At 60.4% G+C, this 24939-nt stretch carries 24 protein-coding genes; all 24 read left to right on the forward strand.

Annotated elements, in window-relative coordinates; translation table 11 throughout:
• The first annotated feature begins 15 nt into the window (after positions 1-15).
• Positions 16-531, forward strand: coding sequence for a GbsR/MarR family transcriptional regulator (locus tag HHL09_RS14505; protein ID WP_169455346.1), 516 nt, complete (start codon positions 16-18; stop codon positions 529-531).
• Positions 528-1070 (forward strand): transcription termination/antitermination protein NusG, encoded by a 543-nt coding sequence (gene nusG / locus HHL09_RS14510; RefSeq protein WP_169455347.1) that lies wholly within the window; start codon positions 528-530, stop codon positions 1068-1070. The genes HHL09_RS14505 and nusG overlap by 4 nt, the downstream gene beginning before the upstream one ends.
• A 197-nt stretch (positions 1071-1267) precedes the next feature.
• Positions 1268-2233 carry a UDP-glucuronic acid decarboxylase family protein gene (locus tag HHL09_RS14515; RefSeq protein ID WP_169455348.1) on the forward strand — a complete coding sequence of 322 codons (966 nt, stop codon included), beginning with the start codon at positions 1268-1270 and terminating at the stop codon, positions 2231-2233.
• A gap of 27 nt (positions 2234-2260) precedes the next feature.
• Positions 2261-3577 carry a nucleotide sugar dehydrogenase gene (locus tag HHL09_RS14520; RefSeq protein WP_169455349.1) on the forward strand — a complete coding sequence of 439 codons (1317 nt, stop codon included), beginning with the start codon at positions 2261-2263 and terminating at the stop codon, positions 3575-3577.
• Between the two features lie 60 nt (positions 3578-3637).
• On the forward strand, positions 3638-4828 hold the full coding sequence (locus HHL09_RS14525; RefSeq protein ID WP_169455350.1) for a DegT/DnrJ/EryC1/StrS family aminotransferase: 1191 nt from the start codon (positions 3638-3640) through the stop codon (positions 4826-4828).
• Positions 4829-4837: 9 nt separating this feature from the next.
• Positions 4838-5776 carry a GDP-L-fucose synthase family protein gene (locus HHL09_RS14530; RefSeq protein ID WP_169455351.1) on the forward strand — a complete coding sequence of 313 codons (939 nt, stop codon included), beginning with the start codon at positions 4838-4840 and terminating at the stop codon, positions 5774-5776.
• 42 nt (positions 5777-5818) lie between these two features.
• Positions 5819-6169 (forward strand): four helix bundle protein, encoded by a 351-nt coding sequence (locus tag HHL09_RS14535; RefSeq protein WP_169455352.1) that lies wholly within the window; start codon positions 5819-5821, stop codon positions 6167-6169.
• A gap of 44 nt (positions 6170-6213) precedes the next feature.
• The gene (gene gmd / locus HHL09_RS14540; RefSeq protein ID WP_169455353.1) at positions 6214-7329 is read left to right on the forward strand and encodes a GDP-mannose 4,6-dehydratase; all 1116 of its coding nucleotides are present in this window, start codon (positions 6214-6216) and stop codon (positions 7327-7329) included.
• An 82-nt stretch (positions 7330-7411) separates the two neighbouring features.
• Positions 7412-8494: an FAD synthase family protein gene (locus HHL09_RS14545; protein ID WP_169455354.1), complete on the forward strand. Its 1083-nt coding sequence runs from the start codon at positions 7412-7414 to the stop codon at positions 8492-8494.
• 8 nt (positions 8495-8502) lie between these two features.
• Positions 8503-9267, forward strand: coding sequence for a WecB/TagA/CpsF family glycosyltransferase (locus HHL09_RS14550; protein WP_169455355.1), 765 nt, complete (start codon positions 8503-8505; stop codon positions 9265-9267).
• Between the two features lie 67 nt (positions 9268-9334).
• Positions 9335-9922 (forward strand): adenylyl-sulfate kinase, encoded by a 588-nt coding sequence (gene cysC / locus HHL09_RS14555; RefSeq protein WP_169455356.1) that lies wholly within the window; start codon positions 9335-9337, stop codon positions 9920-9922.
• A gap of 407 nt (positions 9923-10329) precedes the next feature.
• Positions 10330-11235, forward strand: a complete 906-nt coding sequence (gene cysD / locus HHL09_RS14560) for a sulfate adenylyltransferase subunit CysD (protein ID WP_169455357.1) — start codon at positions 10330-10332, stop codon at positions 11233-11235.
• A gap of 92 nt (positions 11236-11327) precedes the next feature.
• The gene (gene cysN / locus HHL09_RS14565) at positions 11328-12572 is read left to right on the forward strand and encodes a sulfate adenylyltransferase subunit CysN (protein WP_169455358.1); all 1245 of its coding nucleotides are present in this window, start codon (positions 11328-11330) and stop codon (positions 12570-12572) included.
• Positions 12573-12612: 40 nt separating this feature from the next.
• On the forward strand, positions 12613-13377 hold the full coding sequence (locus tag HHL09_RS14570) for a class I SAM-dependent methyltransferase (protein ID WP_169455359.1): 765 nt from the start codon (positions 12613-12615) through the stop codon (positions 13375-13377).
• The gene (locus HHL09_RS14575; protein WP_169455360.1) at positions 13353-14171 is read left to right on the forward strand and encodes a sulfotransferase family 2 domain-containing protein; all 819 of its coding nucleotides are present in this window, start codon (positions 13353-13355) and stop codon (positions 14169-14171) included. The genes HHL09_RS14570 and HHL09_RS14575 overlap by 25 nt, the downstream gene beginning before the upstream one ends.
• A gap of 302 nt (positions 14172-14473) precedes the next feature.
• Positions 14474-16060 carry an O-antigen ligase family protein gene (locus HHL09_RS14580; protein ID WP_169455361.1) on the forward strand — a complete coding sequence of 529 codons (1587 nt, stop codon included), beginning with the start codon at positions 14474-14476 and terminating at the stop codon, positions 16058-16060.
• A 75-nt stretch (positions 16061-16135) separates the two neighbouring features.
• Entirely contained in the window at positions 16136-17659 is a 1524-nt protein-coding gene (locus tag HHL09_RS14585; protein WP_169455362.1) for a lipopolysaccharide biosynthesis protein, read from the forward strand.
• Positions 17656-18840, forward strand: coding sequence for a glycosyltransferase family 4 protein (locus tag HHL09_RS14590; protein WP_169455363.1), 1185 nt, complete (start codon positions 17656-17658; stop codon positions 18838-18840). The genes HHL09_RS14585 and HHL09_RS14590 overlap by 4 nt, the downstream gene beginning before the upstream one ends.
• Positions 18841-18842: 2 nt before the next feature.
• Entirely contained in the window at positions 18843-20063 is a 1221-nt protein-coding gene (locus HHL09_RS14595; protein ID WP_169455364.1) for a glycosyltransferase family 4 protein, read from the forward strand.
• Positions 20064-20067: 4 nt separating this feature from the next.
• The gene (locus tag HHL09_RS14600) at positions 20068-21081 is read left to right on the forward strand and encodes a putative sugar O-methyltransferase (protein ID WP_169455365.1); all 1014 of its coding nucleotides are present in this window, start codon (positions 20068-20070) and stop codon (positions 21079-21081) included.
• Between the two features lie 33 nt (positions 21082-21114).
• A complete protein-coding gene (locus HHL09_RS14605; RefSeq protein ID WP_169455366.1) occupies positions 21115-21945 on the forward strand; it encodes an O-methyltransferase in 831 nt (276 codons plus the stop codon).
• Positions 21946-23109, forward strand: a complete 1164-nt coding sequence (locus HHL09_RS14610) for an acyltransferase family protein (RefSeq protein ID WP_169455367.1) — start codon at positions 21946-21948, stop codon at positions 23107-23109. It begins immediately after the preceding gene.
• A complete protein-coding gene (locus HHL09_RS14615; RefSeq protein ID WP_169455368.1) occupies positions 23106-24257 on the forward strand; it encodes a glycosyltransferase family 4 protein in 1152 nt (383 codons plus the stop codon). Before HHL09_RS14610 ends, HHL09_RS14615 begins: the two co-directional genes overlap by 4 nt.
• A complete protein-coding gene (locus HHL09_RS26665) occupies positions 24244-24873 on the forward strand; it encodes a DapH/DapD/GlmU-related protein (protein ID WP_277349115.1) in 630 nt (209 codons plus the stop codon). The genes HHL09_RS14615 and HHL09_RS26665 overlap by 14 nt, the downstream gene beginning before the upstream one ends.
• The last annotated feature ends 66 nt before the right edge of the window (positions 24874-24939 follow it).

A 24939-nucleotide genomic window follows, 5' to 3' on the forward strand; every position in this document is an offset into this window, starting at 1 on the left:
GGTTATCACGCTTGCGTGCCCCCGCTGCGCGAAGAGGAGGATATCCGCGATTTCCCGATGCTGGGTCCTGTCGAAACGCAGGTGATCCAGTTCTTCGTCGATGGCGTGAAGGTCCTCGGCCTACCCCGTTCGATCGGGGAAATCTACGGGCTGCTCTTTATTTCGCCGCAGCCTCTGGCTTTGGATGATCTCGTGGTCCGGCTTGGGATCAGCAAGGGCTCGGCGAGCCAAGGGCTGCGGGCCCTGCGGGAACTCGGCGCGGTTCGAGAAATCGAGGTGGAAAATTCCCGGCGTGTTCACTTTCAGGCGGATATGGAGTTGAAGCGGCTGGTCGGCGGCTTCATCCGCGAGCAGGTGCGCCCCCATCTGGAGAGCGGGACTTCGAAGGTGCAGCTCCTTGAAGGCCTAGCCTCCCAAGAACCGGATGGGGAGCGGCGTGAGTTTTACGATGCGCGGGTCACCCAACTCAAACACTGGATCGGCCGCGGGAAATTCGTCCTGCCCCTCCTGCAAAAAGTCCTCGGACAATGACCGGCTCCTCCCCCAGTGAATATGCTTGGTACTGCCTGAAGACGCAGACCAAACGAGAGGCGATCGCCGCCGCGCACCTGCGCGAATTGGAGGGAGTGGAGGTCTTTTGCCCGATGCTCCGTTACCGGAAGGCGACTCGTCGAGGGAAAGTCTGGTGGGTGGAGGCACTTTTTCCGGGGTATGTTCTGGCCCGTTTCGTTCTTGAGACCGAGGAGCGGGCGGTGATGTATAGCCAAGGTGTCCGCGGTCTCGTCCGCTTCGGCGAAAAGGTGCCCGCAGTGCCGGATGATTTCGTGGAAGTCCTTCGTCAGGAGGTAGCGCGGCAGGGGGCGGAGGAGGTGCTTACCGTCGGTCCCCGCATCACGGAAGGAGAGGAAGTGGAGCTCGCGCACGGACCGCTCGGCGGCGTGCGGGCCACCGTGGTGGAGGTCCTTCCGGCCCGGGAACGCGTGAAGGTTTTGCTCGAATTTCTTGGAAGGGAGCAGGTTATCGAAGTTGACTTGTTCTCCCTGTTGCTCCCCCGCAAGCCGCTCCCCTGACGCGATCGCGGGCGAGGAAACGTTCATTTCGGATTGAACTACCTAGCGATATTTCAATCCATCAGCCCGCCGAGGCACTCCGATGAAGCCTCATGAATTCCACACCCCTCAAGCACTGACGCAGGTTTTGCCCGCTGGCCGGGCAAGCGACCAAGGGCGGCAGCGTGCTTGAACCCCTCCCCCCCCAAAGAAAATACATGAAGTCGATCCAGGACCTGAAAGGTAAGACCGCCGTTGTCACCGGCGGAGCAGGGTTCGTCCCCTCCCATTTGATCGATCGCCTTCTGGCGGACGGTCTGCGTGTCGTAGCCCTCGATAATTTCGTCACCGGTCACGCGCGAAACCTCGCACACCTCGAGGGCAACGCCGCGTTCCAGTTCATCGAGCACGATGTCGCCCTTCCCTTCGACGTGGAGGGTCCGGTGGACTTCGTCTTCCATATGGCCTCTCCTGCCAGCCCGATCGACTACGTCCAGATCCCGATCGAGACGCTGAAGGCCGGCTCCTACGCCTCCCACAATTCCCTCGATCTCGCGCTGCGGAAAAAGGCGACCTACCTTGTCGCTTCCACTTCCGAGGTCTATGGCGATCCCGAGATCCACCCGCAGCGGGAGGAATACTGGGGGAACGTGAACTCCATCGGCGTGCGCTCCTGCTACGATGAAGCGAAGCGTTACGCCGAGGCGGCCACCATGGCCTACCACCGCGCCCACGGCCTCGACACCAAGATCGTCCGCATCTTTAACACCTACGGCCCGCGCATGCGCCTCGACGATGGCCGCGTGGTGCCTGCCTTCATCGGCCAGGCTCTCCGCGGCGAGCCGCTGACCATCTTCGGCGATGGCTCGCAGACGCGCTCCTTCTGCTACGTCTCCGACTTGGTCGATGGCATTTGGCGCCTTGCCCGCAGCAATTACAACCTGCCGGTGAACTGCGGGAACCCGCATGAAATGAGCATGCTCCAGTTCGCCGAGGCCATTTCCGGCGTCTTCGGCATTGAGTTGAAGGTCGACCCGAAGCCCCTCCCGCCGGATGACCCGAAGGTCCGCAAGCCGGACATCTCCCGGGCCAAAGAGATCCTCGGCTGGGAGCCTGTGGTACCTTTCGACAAGGGCATCCGGGAGACCATCGAGTATTTCCGCGATTTCGTGCCGGTCGCCTGAGACACAGGGGCCGCACCGTTTTTCATCATGAGTCTCCAGCAGAAGTTCGCGGACCGTAGTGCCGCCATTGGGGTTGTCGGTCTGGGCTATGTCGGCCTGCCGCTCTTGCTCGCCTACGCGAAGGCCGGGTTCCGCGCCGTCGGGATCGATATCGATCCCGGCAAGCCGGCAGCCCTGCTGGCAGGACGCAGCTACATCAAGCACATCCCCGGTGAGCAGGTGGCGGAAGCCTTGGCTTCCGGAAAACTGGAGGCGACTACCGACTTCGCGGTGATCAAGGGCCTGGATGCCATCATCCTCTGCGTCCCCACGCCGCTGGATGAACACTTCGAGCCGGATCTCAGCTATGTGGTGAATACGGTGGAAGCCGTGGTTCCCCACATGAAGCCGGGACAGGTGCTCAGCTTGGAAAGCACGACTTATCCCGGCACCACCGATGAAGAAGTGGTCACCCGGGTGGAGAAGGCAGGGCTTGCCGTCGGGAAAGATGCTTTTGTCGTCTATTCCCCGGAGCGCGAGGACCCCGGTAATCCGAAGTTCTCCGCCACGAATATCCCGAAGGTCGTCGGTGGCGTGACTGCGGAGTGCCTCGCAGCCGGCGTGGCGCTTTACGAGTCGGCCTTCGAGAAGATCGTGCCGGTCAGTTCCTGCAAGGTGGCGGAGCTGACCAAGCTGCTGGAAAACATCTACCGCGCGGTGAACATCGGCCTCGTCAATGAGCTGAAGGTTGCTGCCGATCGCATGGGCATCGACATCTGGGAGGTGATCCGCGCGGCCTCCACCAAGCCCTTCGGTTTCACTCCCTTCTATCCGGGTCCTGGTCTCGGCGGGCACTGCATTCCCATCGATCCTTTTTACCTCACTTGGAAGGCTCGCGAGTATGGCGTCCACACCCGCTTCATCGAACTCGCGGGCGAGATCAATCGCGGGATGCCGGACTACGTGGTCCATCGCGCGATGGAAGCGCTGAACTCCCGCGGCAAGCCGGTGAAAGGATCCAAGGTCCTGCTGTTAGGGCTGGCGTACAAGGCGAACGTCGATGACATGCGCGAGTCCCCGACCTTCGCTTTGCTCGATGGCTTCAAGCGTCTGGGTGCCGAGGTTTCCTATTATGATCCCCATGTTCCGGTGGTTGGCCCGACCCGTGAGCACATGGACTGGGCCGGCGTGCGATCCGTGGAATGGAATGAGGAAACGCTCCGCGCGCAGGACTGCGTGGTCATCTCCACGCACCACGCCGCTTTCGATCTCCAGCAGCTCGCCGATTGGTCGGACCTGATCATCGACACCCGCAACGCCATGGCCACCATCCCGACTCCCGATGGTTTGGTGGTGAAGGCCTAGGGTTGGGAGTCGCGTCTTTTCGAACTCTCAATTCTCAACTTCAGACTTTCAACTTCGCCAATGTCCGTCCCGCTTCTCGACGTCAACGCCCAGAACCTTCCGCTCGAAGATGAGCTGAAGGCCGTATTCGAAAAGGTGCTCCGCTCGGGCCGCTTCATCCTCGGGGAAGAAGTGGAGGCGTTCGAAAAGGAGTGCGCGGCGGAGCTCGGCACGAAGCACGCGATCTCGATTTCCTCCGGCACGGACGCGCTGATCATTGCGTTGATGGCTCTCGGCATTGGCCCCGGGGACGAGGTCATTTGTCCTTCCTTCACCTTCTTCGCCACCGCTGGCAGCGTCTATCGCACCGGGGCCACGCCGGTTTTCTGTGATGTCTGCCCCGTTTGCTTCGGCATCGATGTCGAGTCGGCGGAGTCGAAGATCACCTCCCGCACCAAGGCGATCATCCCGGTGCACCTTTTCGGCCAGTCTTCGGATCTCGATTCCGTGAAGGAATTCGCGAAGGAGCACGGGCTTCATGTCATCGAGGATGTCGCCCAGTCCTTCGGGGCGACTTACAAGGGCCGCGGCTGCGGCACCATTGGTGACATCGGCTGCTACAGCTTTTTCCCTTCAAAGAATCTCGGGGGCTTCGGCGATGGCGGTCTCGTCACTACTGAAGACGATGAGCTCGCGCGGAAGCTTCTGCACCTTCGTAACCATGGGATGCATCCGAAATACTACCACTCCGTGGTAGGCGGGAACTTCCGGATGGATGCATTGCAGTGCGCGCTGCTGCGGGTGAAGCTGAAGCACGTCGGCGAGTATGCCGCAGGTCGCCTGCGAAACGCAGCCTGCTATCAGGAGGCCCTTTCCAAGCTGCCCGGTGTCGTCCAGGCCAGCGAGGCCGATTGCGGCTGCATTGAAGGTCAGGCGGCCAAGCTTGCGGATCAGGACGTCCGTTTGATCCTACCGGTCGCCTACGGTCACAATGGCCATGTATGGAACCAGTTCACCCTCCGCGTCCCCGGCGAGGGTCGTCGCGAAGCCCTGCGCGCGCACCTCACCGCGAAGGGTATTGGCTGCGAGATCTACTACCCCGTGTCGATGCACCGCCAGGAGTGCTTCGCCGGACTCCCCGCACATGCGCTGTCGAACTGCGGGGTTTCAGACACCCTTTCTTCCGAGGTCATCAGCATCCCGGTTTACGCGGAACTGACCACGGCGCAGCTCGATGAAGTCATCGCTGCCATCGCTTCCTTCACCGATTGATCCCCCTACATGTCGAAAATCTTCATCACCGGCCATCGTGGAATGGTCGGCTCAGCATTGGTCCGCGAGGCGGAACGCCGCGGCGGTTTGGAAGTTCTCACCGCCGGCCGTGACCGCCTGGATCTCACCGACCAGAAGGCCGTCTTCGATTTCCTCGCGGCGGAAAAGCCGGAAACCGTGGTGATCGCCGCGGCCAAGGTTGGCGGCATCCATGCGAATGCCACGTATCCGGCGGACTTCATCTACGAGAATCTTAGTATCGCCTCGAATCTCGTCGAAGGCAGCCGCCGCGCCGGCGTGCCGAGGGTGCTTTTCCTCGGCTCGTCCTGCATCTATCCGAAGATGGCTCCCCAGCCGATGCCGGAAGACTGCCTGCTGACCAGCCCGCTGGAGGTAACGAACGAGGCCTACGCCATCGCGAAAATCGCCGGCCTGAAGCTGTGCCAGCACTACCGCTCCCAACACGGCCTGCTCTATCACTCCGCGATGCCGACCAATCTCTATGGTCCTGGTGACAACTACCATCCGGAGAATTCCCACGTCATTCCCGCGCTGATCCGCCGCTTCCATGAGGCGAAGCTCTCCGGCGCGCCCAGCGTGACCATCTGGGGCACCGGCACCCCGCGCCGCGAGTTCCTCCACGTGGACGACCTCGCCGCCGCATGCTTCCACCTCCTTGGACTCGAGAATCCTCCTGACTGGGTGAATGTCGGGGTGGGGGATGACCTCACCATCCTCGAACTTGCTCAGCTCGTGGCGGAAACCGTCGGCTACTCCGGTGAGATCCTCACCGATCCATCCAAGCCCGATGGCACCCCCCGGAAACTCATGGACGTTTCCCGGATCAAGGCCACCGACTGGGCTCCCGCAATCGGTTTCCGCGATGGCTTGGCCATGGCCTATCAGGACTTCCTTTCAAAACTCGAATCAGGCGAAGCAAGGCTTTAAGCGAAGGGCAAAGAGCAAAGAGTCAAGAAACAGCCTTCTGCCATGGCCTTCCGTTTTGAAAGTCTCGAAGTCTGGCAGCAATCTGCAGATCTGAGTCGACAGCTTTTTGTCATAGCCGCCGGTCTTGAGGAGCGGAAACAATTCCGATGGGCCGAGCAGCTCAGGGCTTCAACCCTTAGTATCACCAACAACATAGCGGAAGGTTCAGGAAGCTTTTCAAAGGCGGAGTTCGCACAATTTCTGAACTTTGCGCGTCGCTCGGCTTTCGAGACTGCAAACATTCTGATTCTGTTGGCCCGAGAGCAATCTCTGGCGGTTCCACACCAATCACTCTTGAACGAATTGGACGAAATCAGCCGCATGATCACGGCATTCCGGAAAACTCTTCTCTAACTCTAAGCTCTTAGTTCTAAGCTCTCACCTATTTTTTCCTCCCTATGAAGCGTGCTCTCATCACCGGTATCACAGGGCAAGATGGTTCCTATCTTGCCGAACTCCTTCTTGAGAAGGGCTATGAAGTTCACGGCATCAAGCGCCGTGCTTCGTCCTTCAATACGCAGCGTGTCGATCACATCTATGAGGATCCGCATGTGGAAAACTCGCGTTTCCGCCTGCACTACGGGGACCTTTCGGATACCTCGAATCTGACTCGTATCATCAGCGAGATCCAGCCGGACGAAGTTTACAACTTGGGTGCGCAATCGCACGTCGCGGTCTCTTTCGAGTCTCCAGAGTACACCGCGGACGTGGATGCCATCGGCACGCTGCGCTTGCTGGAGGCGATCCGCTTCCTTGGACTGGAAAAGAAGACGCGCTTCTATCAGGCCTCTACTTCCGAACTCTACGGCTTGGTTCAGGAGATCCCGCAGAAGGAGACCACCCCTTTCCACCCGCGTTCGCCATACGCGGTCGCGAAGCTTTATGCCTACTGGATCACGGTGAACTACCGCGAAGCCTACGGCATGTATGCTTGCAATGGCATCCTCTTCAACCACGAGTCCCCGCGCCGCGGCGAGACCTTCGTGACCCGCAAGATCACGCGTGGCATCGCGAACATTGCCCAAGGTCTTGAGAAATGCCTCTTCCTCGGAAACATGGACTCCCTTCGCGACTGGGGTCACGCCAAGGACTACGTCCGCATGCAGTGGATGATGCTCCAGCAGGAGCAGCCCGAAGACTTTGTGATCGCTACCGGCAAGCAGATCTCGGTGCGCGAGTTCGTGCGCATGTCCGCGAGCGAAGCGGGAATCGAGCTCAACTTCACGGGTGAAGGCGTGGACGAATATGCCACCGTCGTTTCCGCGGATCCGGCGAAGGCTCCCGGAGTGAAAGCGGGTGACGTCATTGTCCGTGTGGATCCTCGCTACTTCCGCCCCGCGGAGGTCGAGACCCTTCTCGGCGATCCCACCAAGGCGAAGGAAAAGCTCGGCTGGGTCCCACAGATCACCGTCGAGGAAATGTGCGCGGAAATGGTCGCCGCAGACCTCGACACCGCGAAGCAACACGCCCTGTTGAAGGCTCACGGTCACCAGGTGTCCGTCGCGAAGGAGTAAGTTCGGCGAGAGGAATGCGGCATTCGGAAAGCGTGGAAACCAGCACGCTTGCTCCCGCTTCCCGAATACCCCCATCGATACCGTGAAGAAAGTCTTCGTCAGCGGTTGCTACGACATCCTCCACGCCGGGCATCTTCAGTTTTTTGAAGAAGCCAGGGCGCAGGGGGACTATCTTGTCGTTTCCTTCGCATCTGCCGAGGTGCTCTGGCATCACAAGCGGCGCAAGCCATCGATTCCCGATGACCATAAGCGCGCTCTGATCCAGAGCCTGCGCATGGTGGATGAGGTGATCGTCACCCACGGCCATGAAGAGGGCTTGGATTTCAAGGAGGACTTCCTGCGCATCCGGCCTTCGCTGCTTCTCGTCACGGAGGATGACAAGTATGGCCCGCTGAAGCGCGAACTCTGCGCAGAGGTTGGTGCCGAGTATCGCATCCTGCCGAAGACCCCGCCGAAGTTCGAGCCGGTCTCGACTTCCTCGATCGTTCGCTGGGTGCAGGCCCCGACCGAGGCGCCGCTGCGCGTGGACTTCGCCGGCGGCTGGCTTGATGTTCCTCGCTTCTCCCGCGAAGGGGAATTCGTGGTGAACTGCGCCATTTCCCCTCTCGTTTCGCTGCGCGAGTGGCCCTACGAAAAGCAGGCGGGTCTCGGTGGCAGCGGTGCCTGGGCCTTGCTCAATGGCAAGGACGGCGTGGATTCCGAGCTGGATCTCGGTGTCGGCTGGCAAGACCCGGCGGTGATCCGTGAGACGGGTCTCTGCGTGTGGCGGTCCGGTGAAAAACCGGTGCTCGATTTCAAGCGCAATGGCGATTTCCTCGCCGGACGCATGGCGGTCCTCTGGACGGCCGGCCAGCATGATACGCCCGGCGTGGTGGATCATCCGCGCGACTATGATCGCATTGCGGAGTCCGGTCGCATCGCACGTGCTGCGGTGCTTGAGGCGGACATCGCGAAGCTGGCGCAGGCAGTGTCTCTCTATCACGAGACCCAGCTTGCGGAGGGCATGAAAGCTCTTCCCGAGATCAAGGGCTCTCTTGCTTCGAAATACTGCGGCGGGGGCTATGGTGGCTATGCCGTATATCTCTTCCCGGATGATGCTTCGCGCGCGGCTGCGCTTGAAAGCGCTCCGGATCTCCGGCCCGTCGAGCCTTTCTGCCGGATCTGAGCAAGGACATGCGCACCTGCTCCGTCATCGGACTCCCGCTGGCATGTACCGACTATGCCGGTGCGGTAGCGTGGGTCCTTGGGAGGGCTGCGACCACTGAGGCCGCCTGCGCGGTCGAGGCTGCAAATACTCACGTCGCGGCCCTTGCGCGCTCGGATGCTTCCTTTGGCGAGGCGATGAGCCGCTTCGACCTGATCGTCCCGGATGGCATGCCTCTGGTGTGGTCGGTGAATGCCCGTCTTCCCGAGCAGGAGCGCCTGAAGGACCGCGTCTATGGTCCGACCTTGATGCTGGAAACCCTGAAGGCGACTGCCGGAAGGCCGGAGTTCCGCCACTTCCTCCTTGGAGGAAAGGAGTCCACGCTCATCAAGCTCGAATCTGTTTTTGCTGAACGTTTTCCGGGCGTCTCCATCGCAGGGACCTACTCGCCGCCCTTCGGCGAGTGGCCGGATGGCGAGTTCGAGAGGATCTGCGCGCTGATCCGCGATTCCGGTGCGAATCTGATCTGGGTGGGCCTCGGTTGCCCGAAGCAGGAGCGCTGGATCGCCCGGCACAAGGACCAGCTGCCTGCGGGCGTCTACTTCGGTATCGGCGCTGCCTTTGCCTTCCACGCCGGAGAGGTTTCCCAAGCTCCGGCCATCCTCCAAAAGCTGGGCCTCGAATGGGCCTATCGGATTGCGGCTGAGCCCCGGCGGTTGTTCCGGCGTTACTTTACCTACAATTCGCTTTTCGTCTGGTATACGCTTCGGGACCTCATCGGTCGCGGGGCTTGAAATTGCTTCCGGGGATTTCAGCCCTTATTGTCATCAAACAGATCGCTGCCCGCCAGTATCCCTCGCCATGTCAAACATCCACCCGCACGCCACGCTTCCCCGCCAGGACAAGGAAACCCTTCTCGGCCAGAGCGGCGTGGTCCTTTGGTTCTGCGGGCTTTCCGGCTCGGGGAAATCGACCGTGGCTGCGGGAGTCGAGCGCGTGCTGCACCAGCAGGGCCGCTTCACGATCCGGCTGGATGGCGACAATTTGAGGACCGGCTTGAATGCCAATTTGAGCTTCGGCGACGATGATCGTTTGGAAAACATCCGGCGCACCGCGGAGTTGGCAAAGATCCTCTCCCAGAATGGCGTCATCGTCCTTTGCTCGCTGATCACGCCGCGCGGCATCCACCGGGATCTCGCCCGCGGGATCATCGGTCCCGACTTCGCGGAGGTATACGTGAAGGCCAGTTATGCCGCTTGCGAGGCTCGTGACGTGAAGGGCCTGTATGCCAAGGCCGCCAAGGGCGAGGTCGCACATTTCACCGGTCGCGACAGCAGCTTCGAGGAACCCCAGCATGCGGATCTTGTGATCGATACCGAGAAGCTGAGCGTGGAGGATGCGGTGTTCGAAGTACTGGAGTTTCTTTCTTCGAGAAACGCACCGGTCTGAAGCCACGGCCGGGGACCACTGCGAGAGGTTCCGGAGAACCGGGTTTTCCGGCAGACTTCGCTCATGACCTTGCTTTCCTGCGCTTTCTGTCCACGTCTGGGCGGCGACTTTCCCGCGGCTCCGCCTGTTAATTTTCCAGTTTTAACAGGCGGAACAGGTGGAGATGAGGTCGTTTCCACCGGGCGAAAAAGTGCCTTTGTCGGATATTGAGTGGCGACTCTCCCGATCGTCCTTGGTCCTTGATGGATCGGGCCTTGAACACGCTCTGGGCCAACGGCTTTCTTCATCCCGCGGGAAACATTACCAAGTTGCTTAACTAGGTAATTATTGCTTGCTAGCCATCCGGGCGGGCCCTTTCCTCCGGCCTCCGCCGCCGAGCGGTACAGTTTCTTCCGACCACCGATCCCGTGCCCAACTACCAACTATCCCACCTCGATCAGATCGAAGCCGAGGCGATTTTCGTCCTGCGCGAAACGGCGGCCCAGTTCCAGAACCCCGGACTCCTTTTCTCCGGTGGCAAGGACTCGATCGTCATGGCGTGGATTGCCCGCAAGGCCTTCCACCCTGCCCGCATGCCTTTCCCGCTGGTGCACATCGACACGGGCCACAACTTCCCGGAAACCATCACCTACCGCGATGAATTCGCGGAGAAGATCGGTGCCCGCCTGATCGTCGGTTCGGTCCAGAAGTCGATCGATGAAGGCCGCGTGGTGGAAGAAAAGGGACCGAATGCCTCCCGCAACCGCGCCCAGACAACGACCCTGCTCGACACCGTCGCGGAGTATCAGTTTGACGCGATGCTCGGTGGTGGCCGCCGCGATGAAGAAAAGGCCCGCGCCAAGGAGCGCTTCTTCTCCCACCGCGATGACTTCGGCCAGTGGGACCCGAAGAACCAGCGCCCGGAACTCTGGAACGTCTTCAATGGCCGCAAGCACCCGGGCGAGCACTTCCGCGTCTTCCCGCTGTCCAACTTCACCGAAATGGACATCTGGATGTACATGCAGCGCGAGGGCATCGTGCTTCCAAGTCTCTACTACGCCCACACCCGCGATACCGTGACCCGCAACGGCACGATCCTCGCGGTGTCCGAATTCGTGCAGCCGCGCGAAGGTGAAACGGTGGAGAGCAAGACCATCCGCTTCCGCACGATGGGTGATGCCACCATCACCGGTGCCGTGGAGTCCACCGCCGACACCATGGAGAAGATCATCGAGGAAGTCGCCGCCGCCCGCCAAACCGAGCGTGGCAACCGCGCCGATGACAAGCGCTCCGAGACCGCCATGGAGGACCGCAAGAAGGAAGGATACTTCTAAAGAGACGGAGAACCCGAAGACATCAGGCACGCGGTCATAACCGGTGACCTGATGATTACAAATCAACTGCTCTACCAAACGACTCGCTTTCCATGGATCTTCTCCGTTTCACCACCGCCGGCTCTGTTGATGACGGCAAGTCCACTCTGATTGGACGTCTCTTATACGATTCCAAGTCGATCTTCGAGGACCAACTTGAAGCTATCGAGGAAACCTCCAAGCGCCGCGGTGACGGCCACGTGGACCTCGCCCTCTTGACCGACGGCCTCAAGGCCGAGCGCGAGCAGGGCATCACGATCGATGTCGCCTACCGCTACTTCGCCACGCCGAAGCGGAAGTTCATCATCGCGGACACTCCGGGCCACATCCAGTACACCCGGAATATGGTGACCGGTGCTTCCACCGCAAACCTCGCCATTATTCTCGTCGATGCGCGCAAGGGCGTGATCGAGCAGACCAAGCGCCACAGCTTCATCGCGAACCTCCTCCGCATCCAGCACGTGGTGGTGGCGGTGAACAAGATGGACCTCGTCGATTACTCCCAGGAAGTCTACGAGCAGATCGTGAAGGATTATCAGGAGTTCGCTTCGCGCCTCGACAACATCGTCGACATCACGCCGATCCCGATCTCCGCGCTGAATGGTGACAACGTCGTGGACAAGTCCACGAACATGCCGTGGTTCCAAGGCCCCTCGCTGCTCTATCATTTGGAGCACGTCTACGTCGGTGGCGAAGAGAACCACGTCGATGCCCGCTTCCCGGTGCAGTGGGTGATCCGCCCGCAGAGCGATGAGTGGCACGACTTCCGCGGCTATGCTGGCCGCGTGGCCGGCGGTGTCTTCAAGCCCGGGGACGAAATCTCCGTGCTGCCCTCCGGCTTCACCAGCCGCGTGAAGTCCATCCACACTGCCAATGGCAATCTTGACGAAGCTTTCGCGCCGCAGAGCGTGACGCTCACGTTGACCGACGAGATCGATATCTCGCGCGGTGACATGATCGTGAAGAAGAATAATCCGCCGACCATCTCCCAGGATATCGAGGCGATGATCTGCTGGTTCTCCAACAAGCCGATGGCCTCCCGTGCGAAGCTCTTGCTCCGCCACACCTCGCGCGAAATGCAGGCGATCGTCAGCGAGGTGAAATACCTCGTGGACATCAATACGCTGCACAAGATCGAGGGTGCCGGAACCTTTGCGATGAACGACATCGGCCGCATCAGCCTGCGCACCGCGCAGCCAGTGATCCATGATTCCTATCGCCGCAATCGCCAGACCGGCTCCTTCATCCTGATCGACCCCGGCTCGAATGAGACCGTGGCAGCAGGCATGATCATCTGAGGATCGCATCCTTTCGCCGCGTCCACGGCTTCATCACCCCATGTCCCTTTCACGCCAGGTACAACGCTGGATCAAGGGCATCGCCTACCATTGTGGCTTCAGCCTCCGCCGGCTCCGGTCGGCGAAGGCGAATGTCTCCACCGGCGGCGACTTCGCCGGCAAGGTGAGGCCGCTGCTGCACAAGGTGGATCCCTATCAGGGCTTCGATTGGCAATCATTGCCGGATGACCGCTCGGGCTGGGGTTCGGATTCCACGGCCTTTGGTGAATTGGTGGCGGCGATCAAGCCGCGCCGGATCATCGAGGTCGGCACTTGGAAAGGTGGCTCCGCGCTGACCCTTGCCGAGGCTCTCGAAAAGCAGGGTCTGGATGCCGAGATCATCTGCGTCGATACTTGGCTTGGTGCCTTGGAGATGTGGACGGACCAGGAAGATGCCGGACGCTTCGGCTCACTCGCTCTGAAGCACGGTTATCCGACCCTCTACTACCAGTTCCTCGCGAATGTCTGCCGCGCCGGACAGCAAACGCGGATTACTCCTTTCCCGATTCCTTCCGTCACGGCGGCGCAGTGGTTCTCCCTGCGCGACGTGCGGGCGGATCTGATCTACATCGACGGCAGCCATGAGGAGGATGATGTCTATCAGGACCTTGTCTCCTATTGGGACCTGGTGAGGCCCGGCGGCGTGCTCTTCGGCGATGATTGGTCTTGGGATGGCGTCCGGCTTGCGGTCGAACGCTTCGCCCGGGAAAACAGTCTCCCGATCACCCATCGCCACGACAAATGGGAGCTGAAGCGTCCGGCCTGACTCCGATGTTGGTCTTCGTCCACATTCCGAAAACGGCGGGGACCACGCTTCACAAGGTCATTTCCCATCAGTACCGGCGGAAGGATATCCTGATCCGGCATGATTCGGATGGCCCGGTGAGTGAGACCTTGGCCGGGCGCTCCGGGGATCTTCCCGAGGTCGTGATGGGTCACTACAGCGTGGGACTGCATCGCCATGTGCCCGGCGTGCGCTACATCACCTGCCTGCGCGAGCCGGTTTCCCGGTTGATCTCTCACTACCACTACGCCCACGGATTTTCCGGCCACTACCTCCATGAGGCCATCCACCGGGACAAGCTCGACCTCGGGGCATACGTCTGCAGCGGATTGGCAGGGGAGCTCTCCAACGGCATGACCCGGATGCTCGCCGGACTCGAGAATGTGGAGCAGCCCGTGATCGGCCAAGCAGAGTTGGAGCAAGCTAAGGAAAATTTGGCGGACTACTTCGATGCGGTCCTTTTTAACGACTCCTTTGATGAGGACTTGCTGCTCTTGGCCTCACGCATGGGCTGGTCGACTCCTTACTATCTTCGCCGGAAGGTCGGAAGTTATCCTGCTTCGGCGGGCAAGCCGGACGCCGGAACCCGGAAGTTGATTGAGGATCGGAATGAAATCGATCTGCAGCTCTATCATTGGGCTAAGCATCGATTTCGGGGTGTTGCCGCGGCGGAGCCGGATCTGGCGGCCCGGACGGCTGCCTTCCGGTCGCGAAATCGCGGGATTGGCAAGCTCGTCTTTCTCGCAAGGGAGCTCCGGCGTCGCTTGGAGGATTGAGGGACGTCCTTCCAAAGGCACCCTGACAAAAACGATTCTAAGGAAGTTCTGAACCAAAGGCACTTACGATTTGTTCATTTTTAATTGAACAAATGGCGAGGGAAAAGCTATGGAGTGGTCCAACGAAAGCTGGAGCTGCCCGATGCGCCTCATTCGTTCAGATTCCTTAGGCTTCCTCACCTGCCTGATCGGCGTGTGACCAAGGGCGGCAGCTTGTCGCGATTCTGCCGCTGATTTTACGCTTCTATTGCCCGTCTTGCGCGGATGAAATTCCGCGCTGCCACATCGGCAGCCTGTTCGCCATGGAATCAAGTCAGATCAAGGCCCTGTTCATCATCGTCATCGCGTCGCTTTTCGCGGTGTACCTCGGGGTAGCAGCGGCAACAGCCCAGTTCGAAGCGATTGCTTGGGTCAGCGGTTTCATGGGCTTGGCCATGATCCTTGCCCTCGGGCGGAATGTCTGGCTGCTGATCCCTGCGGCGCTTTCGATGGAGGGCTCGATCAATGCATTGCCGGGCTCCCCGCCGGTATGGGCCTTGGCTGCGGCGATCACGGGCACGATGTATGTCGCCCGCTTTGCGATGCGGCGCCCGGATTTCAACCTGAAGCTCGACCTGATCGACTTCGCCATCCTTCTCCAGCTGATTGTCATCGCCCAGGCCTACACCCGGAACCCCACCGGCCTTCTTCTGCTCGGGGGAGCCAAAGCGGGTGGCAAGGCCTACTTTATTTTCGCGGCGGCCTTCTTGGCTTATATCTGCATCGCCGTCACGAAGCCGCGGGAGAAAAGCCTGCGCTGGGTGGTGGGACTGATGGTCGTGGTGGCCGTTGGCGACGGCCTGATTTCGACGATTTCTGACTGGTCCGCTTCTTTCTCAGCCTTGGTTCTGCCGTTCTACTCGAACGTTAACTTTGTCACGGCGATCAGCGGATCTGCCGGTGCAGACCTTGACGTCCTTCGTGGTGGTGGTGGCTTCTTCGTGCTCGGGCAGGCTTTGGTTTTACCCTGCTTCTGCTTGGTCCGGCCGATCAGTTGCCTGAATCCGCTCCGGCCCTTCCTCTTTGTTACGGTTTGTGTTGGCTGCCTTCTGGTGCTGCTCAGCGGCTTCCGAAGCGGTGCCGCCTATCTGGCCGTCGTTTTCGTGGTATCCGCCTTGATCCGGCGCAAGCCGATCGATGCGGTCATCGTGAGCCTTCTCGGCACACTGGCGCTCGTCCTTGTCCTCATCTCGGGGAAGGTTCGCTCCCTGCCGTTCGGGGTGCAGCGGGTGCTTTCCGTCCTGCCGGTTGATGTGAGTTCCGCGGCCCGTGCGGACGCGGAAAACAGTACCGAATGGCGTATCGAAATGTGGAAGCTCGCCCTTACCACCGACCGCTACATCCAGAACAAGACTTTGGGCGATGGTTTCGGCTTCAGCGCTGCGGAAATGAAGGCCGTGCTCGACGCAGCCCAAGGCCACAGCGACTTCGGAAGCTCGCAGGATCAGATGCTTGCCCAAGGAAGTTACCATGGCTTCCACGTTGAGACGATCCGTTTCACCGGGGTGGTGGGTTTGCTGGCGGCCTTGTTCCTGATGATCGTGGCCTTCCGGAAGGCGATGCAACTGATCCGCTTTTATCGAGGGACCCCGATGTTCCCGGCGGTCGCTTTCATTTGTATTCCCTTCGTCATCTATCCTCTCTGGTCGATGCTTGTGTTCGGCTCCTACCGTTCCGAGTTTCCCCAGTTCATCGTCACCGTGGGTCTGCTGAAATGGCTGGATAACCTGCGGCTTTCCCAAATCGCCGCGCGGGCGACAGCGCCTGCGGAGGAGCCGGTACCCGCGACTCCGCGGAGGGGACGCTTGCCGGTTCCTGCATACGCCGTGTCCGGGGGACGGCAGGCCTAGCCGGATTGGAATTGGAGAGCAGGTCCTTTGACCTGATTGCGTATACTTGGGTGGTTTACCGGAAGCGGTACGTCCATGATTCTTGCGATTTTCCAGCGGCTCCGTAGTTCTCCTACGGGGCTCACAGCGCTTACCGGTTACGCCGCGATGCTTAGCACGCTGGTGGTGGGCCTGTTTTCAGTGCCCTTGGCCCTGCATTTCCTCACCAATGAGGAATTCGGCCTGTGGAGCGTGGTGGGACAGTCCTTGGGTTATCTCCTGCTCTTGGACTTTGGCGTTTCTTGGTCGGCAAGCCGGATGCTTGTCGCTCCCCTGCGCGAAGGGAATCTGGAGGAGTTGGAGTCCTGGTGGACTGTCATCGTTACCGTTCTTTGTTTCCAGGGCCTGCTCGTCGCCGGTCTCGGCTTCGCCGCGACCGATTATATCATCAATTTCTTCAAGCTTTCCAAGGAGCTGATTCCTGCCGCCGAGATCCTTTGGGGAGGGATGATCCTCATCAATGCGATCCAATTGCCCTTCCGCGCCTATACCGGGATCCTCTACTGCCAGGATCGTTGGTATGTGATGCATCTGATTTCGATCCTCACCTCGTGGATCAATCTGATCGCCTTTGCCGCACTGTTGCTGGCAGGCTACCGGACCTCCGCCTATTTGGTGGCGAGCGGCCTTTCGATCGCTGCCAACTCTCTCTTGATGCGCCACATGGTCAGGAAGAGTGGCACAAGGCTGCGGCTGAGCCGCCGGGCCTTCGATTTTGACAAGCTGCGGGTCCTGTTCCGCTACAGCAGCGGCCTCTTCCTCCTCGCCTTGGCGGCGCAGATCACATTCATGACCCAGTCGATCATCATCGGCAAGGTGGTGGGCTTGGGAGCGGTGGCGGCCTTTGTCGTGAGCTCGAAGTCACTCGCTGTGGTCATGCAGCTCGTGAAGCGGGCCTTCGAGTCCTTCAGTCCCCGCTGGATGCAGCTCTATGTGAGCGGCGACAAGCAGGAGATCTGGAATCAATGGCGGCGTCTGATGGCCTGGCTCCTGCCTGCGGGCATGATGGGGGCGCTCGGCATTCTGATCTTCAATCGCTCTTTCTCGATGCTATATGGCGGCGCCGAGAACCATGTGAGCCGGCTCTTCGACTTGCTTTTGGCGGGAGGCTTGGTCGCGCAGGTGTTCATCAATTTCACCTCCTTCGTGTTTCCGATTTCAGCGAGGATCAAGGGATGGTGCCTCGCCGGCCTGGGGGATGCCGTCCTTCAAGTCGTCTTCGGAATTCTCTTCACCCGTTGGTATGGAAGTGCCGGCCTGCTGGTCGGTACCTTGCTCGGCCCATTGCTCGTTTCCGTGCCCTACCTATTGCTGAAGGCTCCGGGCGAGCTTGGCATTTCCCGGCGCGCGATGGCAGGCGAAGTCGTCCGGCCTTACGCGCTGACCTTTGCAGCTTTGATCGCGTGTTTCTTCATTCTCAATACACCCGCGGCGACTCCCGCCGGCTGGTGGCCCAGCAACATCGAATTCCTTCTTGGCTTTGGCTTGGCCGCGCTCGGTGTCATCTGGTTCTGCAAGTTCCGTGTCCTCTTTTCCGGAGCGAAGCGCGTCGAAATATGAGTTCGCAGAGCAATCGTGCGGGCATCGCCCTCTTCCTTGAATACCCGCTTGCGGACCGTGGAGGAGTGAGCGTCTTGGTCGAGGAGCTGATCCTTGCTTTCGGGGAGGAGTTCGCCGTGTGGCTTATCAGCCCTGATTCGAGCGAGGATGTGCTGAAATCGCCGGTCGGACACCTGCTTGAAGGACATGTGCGCTTTGTGCTGACGCATTTGCCGCCTTCGGGTCGCTACGATGAACTCGCCAGCAGCCTGGTGGAGAAGCTCAAGGAAGCGGGCATCAAGCTGGTCCATTTTCACTGCGGAGGTACCTTCGGCTGGGGAAACCGTTGGCCCGGCCGCTCGATGCCGCGAGCCTTCTCACGTGCCGGGCTGAAAACCGTGTGGACAAATCATCTGACCGAGCCAGCGGCAAAGGCCTTCGCGGCACGCGGCAGGTCGAAGCGTTTGTCCGGAGCACTTGGTCCCGTAGGCCGTCTGGGGAAGATTCTTCAAACTCGCGCGGTGGACACGGAGATAGCCGTCTCCGAACATGATCGCGATTACCTGCAGGCGCATTATCCCGCAGGCCGAGCCTTGAAGCGGATTTATCACTCCCGTTTGCGGGAAAGCATTCTCGCATCGACGTCAATTCGTGAGCCTCTGATCCTGGCGGTCGGCCATATCGCGTTCCGGAAGGGACAGCACTTTCTGGTGCGCGCCTTCCTTGAAATCGCCGCAAGTGTTCCGGACTGGAGACTTGAGATCGCCGGACACGACGGAGGAGATGGTTGCTGGCAGGAAATCCAATCCCTCTGTGCGAGCCATCCGCAAGGTTCCCGAGTGAACCTCCTCGGGGCGCATTCGCGGCCTTCCGATCTCATGAGCCGTGCCTCCATCTTCGTGCAGCCATCGCTGGAGGAAGCCCTTGGGCTCGCTGTGCAGGAGGCCATCTTCCTTGGCTGCCCGGCCATCGGCACCAGGGTAGGAGGGATTCCGGAAGTCATCGACGAAGGGATTACCGGCCTCCTCGTCGAACCGGGTAGCGCGGAGGCAATCGCCGCCGCACTCACGCGCCTGATTTCCGATTCGGGATTGCGGCAAGAGTTTGGCGCACGCGGTCGCGAGGCAATCCTGAGAAAGGGGATGACCGCGCCACGCATGGCCGATGCTCACCGTAGCCTTTACCTCGAACTTCTCGCGTGACGATGACCACAACCGTTTCATCGCCGATAGTTGCTGCGCAGGCTCCATTACGGGAGGCTGTCCCGGGCACCATGGGCAAGTTCATCGTCGCCGCCCCCGAGCGTGTGAATTACTACGAGGACTATGCCCGGGTCCTCGCGAAGATAGATTCGCTTTACGGCTATTTCACCGGTAACCGCCGGGGCAGCAAAGGCATTCCCGGCGAACTGACTTATCTCAATCCGCTGTTCGGGCTTTTCATCAATGGAACGCGCCGCGTGCTGCCGGGATACACGGCGGAATGGCTGCGTGCTGCGATCCACCCGCTCTTTGACCGCTGGGTAAGCATTGACGTGCAGCCCGGGAACCACGTGCTCTCCAGCTACGGCTACACGACCCGCTGCTTCAAGAAGGCGCGTGCCCAAGGTGGCAAGGCGTTTCTGGAAGCGGGGAATTCCCACCCGGAGAATTTCTGGAATACGGTGATGGAAGAGCACCGCCGCTGGAAAGTACGGCGCTTGCCGTACCCGCCGAACTGGAACCGCCAGGGCCGCCGGATGATCGAGCATGTCGACTACGTTCTGGCCCCCAGCAAATACGTTGCCCAATCTTTCCTGGATCGCGGATTCGCCGCCGAGCAGATCATCCATTCGCCCTTTGCGATCAATCTCGATCTCTTCAGGCCCAAGGATGCCGCCCTGCCGCCTTCTTCTCCCATCCGTGTGGTATGCTCCGGCAGCGTTTCACTGAGGAAAGGCTTTCCGTATCTCCTCGAAGCCGTCCGGATCATCCGCAAGACTCACGACGTGGTGCTGGTGTTGACCGATCAGGTGGAGAGCAGCATGAAGCACATCCTGCCGAAGTTCGCGGACGTGCCCATCGAGTGGTCGCCTCCCAAGCCACATGCCGAGCTCGCGGAGCATCTCCGCGGCTGCCACGTCTTTGCCCTGCTTTCCTTGGAGGAAGGATTCGCGCGCACGGCAGCCGAGGCATTGGCCTGCGGACTTCCCGCCGTGCTCACATTCAACACCGGCTCTGCCGACTGCATCGAGCCGGGTGTGAATGGTGAGATCGTGCCGGTCCGCGATCCCCAGGCCGCCGCCGAGGCCATCCTGAGGTGCCATGAGCGCCAGTTGGAAAAGGGCAGGCCGGATGTGGGGAATCTCCACGACTATCTTTCATTCGAACGCTTCGAAGCCCGCTTCCTTGATGGGCTTCGCCGCATCGGTCTCCTCGAACATTGATTTCATGAAACAGGCCATCTGGGACTTTCTCTACCGGTTCTTTCCCGGTCACGGACATCATCTGGTGCCGAGCGCCGGGCTGTACGATTGGCAACAAAACCCGGAGATCGGTACGGGATCGGTGGTTACCGATGGCCCTGAAACAAAAGACAGCCGTCTACAGCCGGATAGTCCCCGCCTTGCCGAACTGCGGAAACGCTACGCCGAGTTCGACAAGCAGGCCACAACCCCGCTGGTCTGGAGTCCCGGTCGTGTCACGGCGGAAGAACTCCGCGGGTTCCGTGGTGCCGACATTTACGTCTGGCAATCGGGCGGGCTGAACTACGGCCTCATGGCCCACGCCTTGGCCTATCACTACCTCCGGTCACACGATGAACTGGGGTTGCTGGATCGCATGGATGATGACGCCGCCTTCGCCGTGCGCCGGTTCGATGTGGACGGGCGCAAGGTCTCTCGCGATCTGCTCGATTCCATCCTGGAGATCAATTTCATCGAACGCGAACTCGGGCTCTCGAAGAAGCCGGGATTCAATGTCCTCGATATCGGCGCCGGTTACGGACGCCTGGCCCATCGTATGGTGCAGGCCATGCCGATGCTCGGGAAGCATCTCTGCACCGACGCCGTCCCGGAATCGACCTTCATCTGCCAGCACTACCTCGGCCACCGGGGCGTCACCGACAAGGCGCAGGTGGTCCCGCTTGATGAGATCGAGCGTACGCTTGCTGCTACACCGGTCGACCTCGCGGTGAATATCCACAGCTTCTCCGAGTGCAGCTTGGAGGCGATCGATTGGTGGGCGAAGTTGCTCGCGTCAAACCGCGTGCCTTGGCTCTTGGTTTGCCCGAATGCCAAGCACGATGCCGGCCGCCATCTTGGCGTTGAGGACGGCCGCGGCTTCAAGGGCGAGATCGAGAAGCACGGCTATCGCTTGGTGAAGATGTCGCCGAAGTATGAGGACCCCGTGATCCAGGCCTATGGTCTCGACCCAAGCTACTTCCACTTGTTCCAGCTCCAGTAAGAACCCGCGCCAGCCCTTTCCTTTTGATTTGAGATGAGTTCTCCATCCAACCCTGTCCAAGCCCGGTTTCCGGAAAATGACGTGCCGGCACCGCTGCCGGAGCCGGGCATCGTCCATCTCTTCCGCTCCTTGTTCCGCCTCACAGGCCGCAAGCGGTCGGTGGACTTCTTCCTCACGCCGATGCTGGAGCATCGCAATTACCTGCCGGTAGCCGCAGCGGAAGAAGTCATCCCCGGATTCGGCGAATCCCTCGTTACCTTGCGCGATTTGCCGCGGGGCCTGTGGGCCACGCCGCTGGTGGATACCCTCACCGTCGTCAAGGCTGCGAAAGGATTCCAATCGAAGCGCATTCTCGAGATCGGCAGCTACAAGGGCTCAACCGCCCGATTGCTTGCCGAGAATACTCCGGACGATACCCGGATCTGGACCCTTGATCAGGATCCGGAGCATGGCTCGGCTTATCGCGGCACGCCGCTGGAATCCCGCATCCACCGCGTGGTCGGAAAGGCCGACTATGAGCTGCTGAAGGAGCATGGCACCTTCGACCTGATCTTCGTGGATGCCGACCACGACTATGAATCGGCCTATCGCCACAGCGTCACCGCGCTGAATCTCCTGGCACCCGGCGGCGTCATCCTTTGGCACGATTACCAGAACAAGGACTACCTCCATGGCGGCTGCGGCGTGCCGGAGGCTCTCGATGCCGTGACCCGCAAGCTCGGGCGCTCCTTGGTTTCGATCGAAGGCACCATGGTGGCGATTTACTCGGAGCACGCCGGATGGGAGACCTCGAAGATCAAGCAATCCTCCGGCAAGGAAGGTACCATCGATCCTTGGAGCGACACCAAGATCCGCGGACTCTGAATGCAGCCTGCGCAGTCAACATCCGCTCTCCCCTCCGCGGGAGGTTTTCCATCCCTGCAGGGAGGAAAAATTCCCGCCCTGAATGGCTGGCGAGCGGTCTGCATCTCGCTGGTCTTGCTTCATCACTCGAAGTGGGTTCCCGGTGGTCCGGATTTCAACATCACCGGCTTTGGCGGTTTGGGTGTCCGCTTCTTTTTCGTCATCAGCGGTTTTCTGATTACCGTGCTCATGCTTCGCGAGGTCGCGACGAAAGGGCACCTGGAAGTCGGAGCCTTCTTCAAGCGCCGCTGCCTGCGCATCCTCCCGGTCTACTATGCCTTCCTCGCAGCCGTTTTTCTCCTGCAACTAGGAACACCGTACGAGCTCTCCCTCCAGGAGTGGATCGGAAACCTGACCTTCACGAAAAACTACTTCGGTAGCGACTGGACCACCGGGCATCTGTGGAGCCTGGCTGTTGAACAGCAGTTCTATCTTCTCTGGCCTTTTGCGTTTCGTGCCTTGGCCCCTTTGGCTTCGCCGCGCCGCGCCTTGGCATGGCTCTCCCTCCCGATGCTGCTTTGCCCGGTGCTGTGGGCTATCGGGTCGATCACCGGGATCAAAGGCCCCCTCAATCTGGGCTCCTTCTTCATCAATGCAGATGCGCTTGCCACCGGCTGTGCCCTCGCGGTGCTGCTCTGGCATTGGGGAGACAAGGTGAGTGCGTGGTTCGCCAGGAAGAGCGTATTCCTTCTGATGGCGGGCACCTTCGCCGTGGCCGCCAGCCTCTGGCTCGCACCACAACTGCGCGGCGTCCTTTTCGCGCTCACCTTCACGTTTCCTACCCTTCAGAACCTCGGCTTGGCACTGTTGTTGGCGCTTTCCATCCAGGCGGGCCGCAGCCGCCTGCTGGCGTGGCTTGACTGGTCATGGATCGCCTTCATCGGTACCGTATCCTACTCGCTCTACATGTGGCAGCAGATCTTCTGCACCAAGCCTGAGGTCTTCGGAGCTTCTCCAGCATGGTGGAACTCTTTCCCTCTGTGGGTCGTGGCGGCCTTCCTTGCTGCTCTCGCTTCCTATTATCTGGTCGAGCGCCCCTTCCTCCGCATGAAACGCCGGCACACCTCCTCCCCGGTGGAGTCCCTGCGTACCGATGAGATTCCTGCATGCCCGGGCGAAAAATGAGCGGTCGGAAAAAAATCGCCATCCTCGCCGATTCTCCGGTCGATGCCTTGCGAGCTGGAGCCCAAGGCCGCGGAGCTGGACAGGGGGCCACCTGGCTACCGCCGCTGGCCGAGGCCTTTGCCGCATATCAGGATCTGGAGATCACTTGGGTAGCCCTGGAGCAGGGCCTTCCTGTCAGGATCGACGAGATTCATCACGGCCAGCGTTTCATCGCTCTGCCTCACATCAAGAAGACCTACGACACCCTCCTAAACTATCTGCCGGCCCGGCTCCGGCTGAAGAACGAGATCCGTAAGATCCAGCCCCATGTGGTCCACGTGTGGGGCTCCGAGCATTACTATCCGAGCATCCTGTCCGGCTTGGGCATTCCCTCCGTTTATTCGATCCAGGGAAACATGACCCACTACGCAAAGCTGGGCACTTTGCCGGACAATTGGTATTGGCGCAAGCAGTGGCGCTACGAAGGTCGCTGGATTCCGCATGCCACGGTGGTCGCCTGCGAATCGCCGTGGTCCAGAGAGATCGCCTTGGAAAATTGGCCGGAGATCGATGCGAGGAATATCGAATGGGGCGTTCATCCGTCCTTCTACGACATCAAATGGCAGCCGGAGATGGAGCGGCCCTACGTTCTCCACTGCGGTTCGATCGATTGGCGCAAGGGGATTGATGTGTTGTTCGATGCCCTGGCACTTCTTCCCGATCGCAATTGGGGCATTCGCTTTGCCGGGGAAGGACCTCTGCGCAGCGAAATGGAGGCCCGGGGTTTAGCCGGTGTGGAATGGTTGGGCAATTTGAAGTGGGATGAACTGAAGCGGCAGATGGCCGGAGCATCCGCGCTTGTCGTTCCCACTAGGGCCGACACGGGGCCCTCCGTCGTAAAGGAGGCCCGCGTCATCGGTCTGCCGGTGATCGGCTCTTGTCACGGTGGCCTGCGTGATTACATCCAGCCCGGCGTGAATGGTCTGCACGTCGACCCCTTGGAAGCCGCCTCTTTAGCCAAGGTGATGGATGGTCTGATGTCGGACCCCGCGATGATTCTTTCACTCGGGAGCGGGCGGCATCAGCAGGATCGCGACTACTTCCGACCGGAGCGCGCGGCGCGTTCCTTCCACGATCTCTACCTCGAACTCGCGAATGAGTCTCGGTGATCTGAAAGTGAAGCTGATCAGTCTCCAGGCACCCTTGTGGCGTGCATGGGCGAGGCTCTGCCGTGCCGAGGTGGCAAGCGACGTCTCCATCATGGGACGCCCGCATTTCCGGATCGCGAAGGGCGCGAGGGTGATTCTCTCGCGGGGCGTGACGCTCTTCGGCATCAAGCAGATGAATCCTCTCATCGGTAGCGGTCGCAGTACCTTCTGGGCCATCGCACCGGGTGCCCTGATCGAGCTTGGAAAGGACGTCGGGGGCAGTAGCCCCTGCCTCTGCGCGGCCCTGCGAATCCGGATTGGAGAGGGCACGATCCTCGGGGCGGACTGCCTCATTGTGGACAATGACTTCCACCTTCCTGGCGAAGGATGGAAGTGGGGTTTCAATCCGGTGGAGACCGCTCGTCCGGTTGAGATCGGCCGTGGCTGTTTTATTGGCGCGCGCTCCATCGTTCTCAAAGGCGTCACCATTGGTGACGGTGCGGTGGTAGGTGCCGGCGCAGTCGTCACCTCGGATGTGCCGGCTTTCCACATGGCCACGGGAAATCCGGCGGTCGTGCGACCCCTCTCTGCCAAGTGGCGGAGAGACGACGTGGATCCTTCCGCCCCCGCTTCGTGAACCAGCCGCGCTTGCGAATCTGGTCGATGATCCCATTTCCCTTGCCGAGGCCGGCGATGCCATCAG

This window comes from Luteolibacter luteus (assembly GCF_012913485.1).
In the GTDB taxonomy this organism is placed as follows: Bacteria; Verrucomicrobiota; Verrucomicrobiia; order Verrucomicrobiales; family Akkermansiaceae; genus Haloferula; species Haloferula lutea.

What these genes read in the sequence shown, in the direction of transcription:
- nusG (WP_169455347.1), top strand. Translation starts at nt 528, where the DNA reads ATGACCGGCTCCTCCCCCAGTGAATATGCTTGGTACTGCCTGAAGACG.
- HHL09_RS14515 (WP_169455348.1), top strand. Translation starts at nt 1,268, where the DNA reads ATGAAGTCGATCCAGGACCTGAAAGGTAAGACCGCCGTTGTCACCGGC.
- HHL09_RS14520 (WP_169455349.1), top strand. Translation starts at nt 2,261, where the DNA reads ATGAGTCTCCAGCAGAAGTTCGCGGACCGTAGTGCCGCCATTGGGGTT.
- HHL09_RS14525 (WP_169455350.1), top strand. Translation starts at nt 3,638, where the DNA reads ATGTCCGTCCCGCTTCTCGACGTCAACGCCCAGAACCTTCCGCTCGAA.
- HHL09_RS14530 (WP_169455351.1), top strand. Translation starts at nt 4,838, where the DNA reads ATGTCGAAAATCTTCATCACCGGCCATCGTGGAATGGTCGGCTCAGCA.
- HHL09_RS14535 (WP_169455352.1), top strand. Translation starts at nt 5,819, where the DNA reads ATGGCCTTCCGTTTTGAAAGTCTCGAAGTCTGGCAGCAATCTGCAGAT.
- gmd (WP_169455353.1), top strand. Translation starts at nt 6,214, where the DNA reads ATGAAGCGTGCTCTCATCACCGGTATCACAGGGCAAGATGGTTCCTAT.
- HHL09_RS14550 (WP_169455355.1), top strand. Translation starts at nt 8,503, where the DNA reads ATGCGCACCTGCTCCGTCATCGGACTCCCGCTGGCATGTACCGACTAT.
- cysC (WP_169455356.1), top strand. Translation starts at nt 9,335, where the DNA reads ATGTCAAACATCCACCCGCACGCCACGCTTCCCCGCCAGGACAAGGAA.
- cysN (WP_169455358.1), top strand. Translation starts at nt 11,328, where the DNA reads ATGGATCTTCTCCGTTTCACCACCGCCGGCTCTGTTGATGACGGCAAG.
- HHL09_RS14570 (WP_169455359.1), top strand. Translation starts at nt 12,613, where the DNA reads ATGTCCCTTTCACGCCAGGTACAACGCTGGATCAAGGGCATCGCCTAC.
- HHL09_RS14575 (WP_169455360.1), top strand. Translation starts at nt 13,353, where the DNA reads ATGGGAGCTGAAGCGTCCGGCCTGACTCCGATGTTGGTCTTCGTCCAC.
- HHL09_RS14580 (WP_169455361.1), top strand. Translation starts at nt 14,474, where the DNA reads ATGGAATCAAGTCAGATCAAGGCCCTGTTCATCATCGTCATCGCGTCG.
- HHL09_RS14585 (WP_169455362.1), top strand. Translation starts at nt 16,136, where the DNA reads ATGATTCTTGCGATTTTCCAGCGGCTCCGTAGTTCTCCTACGGGGCTC.
- HHL09_RS14590 (WP_169455363.1), top strand. Translation starts at nt 17,656, where the DNA reads ATGAGTTCGCAGAGCAATCGTGCGGGCATCGCCCTCTTCCTTGAATAC.
- HHL09_RS14595 (WP_169455364.1), top strand. Translation starts at nt 18,843, where the DNA reads ATGACCACAACCGTTTCATCGCCGATAGTTGCTGCGCAGGCTCCATTA.
- HHL09_RS14600 (WP_169455365.1), top strand. Translation starts at nt 20,068, where the DNA reads ATGAAACAGGCCATCTGGGACTTTCTCTACCGGTTCTTTCCCGGTCAC.
- HHL09_RS14605 (WP_169455366.1), top strand. Translation starts at nt 21,115, where the DNA reads ATGAGTTCTCCATCCAACCCTGTCCAAGCCCGGTTTCCGGAAAATGAC.
- HHL09_RS14610 (WP_169455367.1), top strand. Translation starts at nt 21,946, where the DNA reads ATGCAGCCTGCGCAGTCAACATCCGCTCTCCCCTCCGCGGGAGGTTTT.
- HHL09_RS14615 (WP_169455368.1), top strand. Translation starts at nt 23,106, where the DNA reads ATGAGCGGTCGGAAAAAAATCGCCATCCTCGCCGATTCTCCGGTCGAT.
- HHL09_RS26665 (WP_277349115.1), top strand. Translation starts at nt 24,244, where the DNA reads ATGAGTCTCGGTGATCTGAAAGTGAAGCTGATCAGTCTCCAGGCACCC.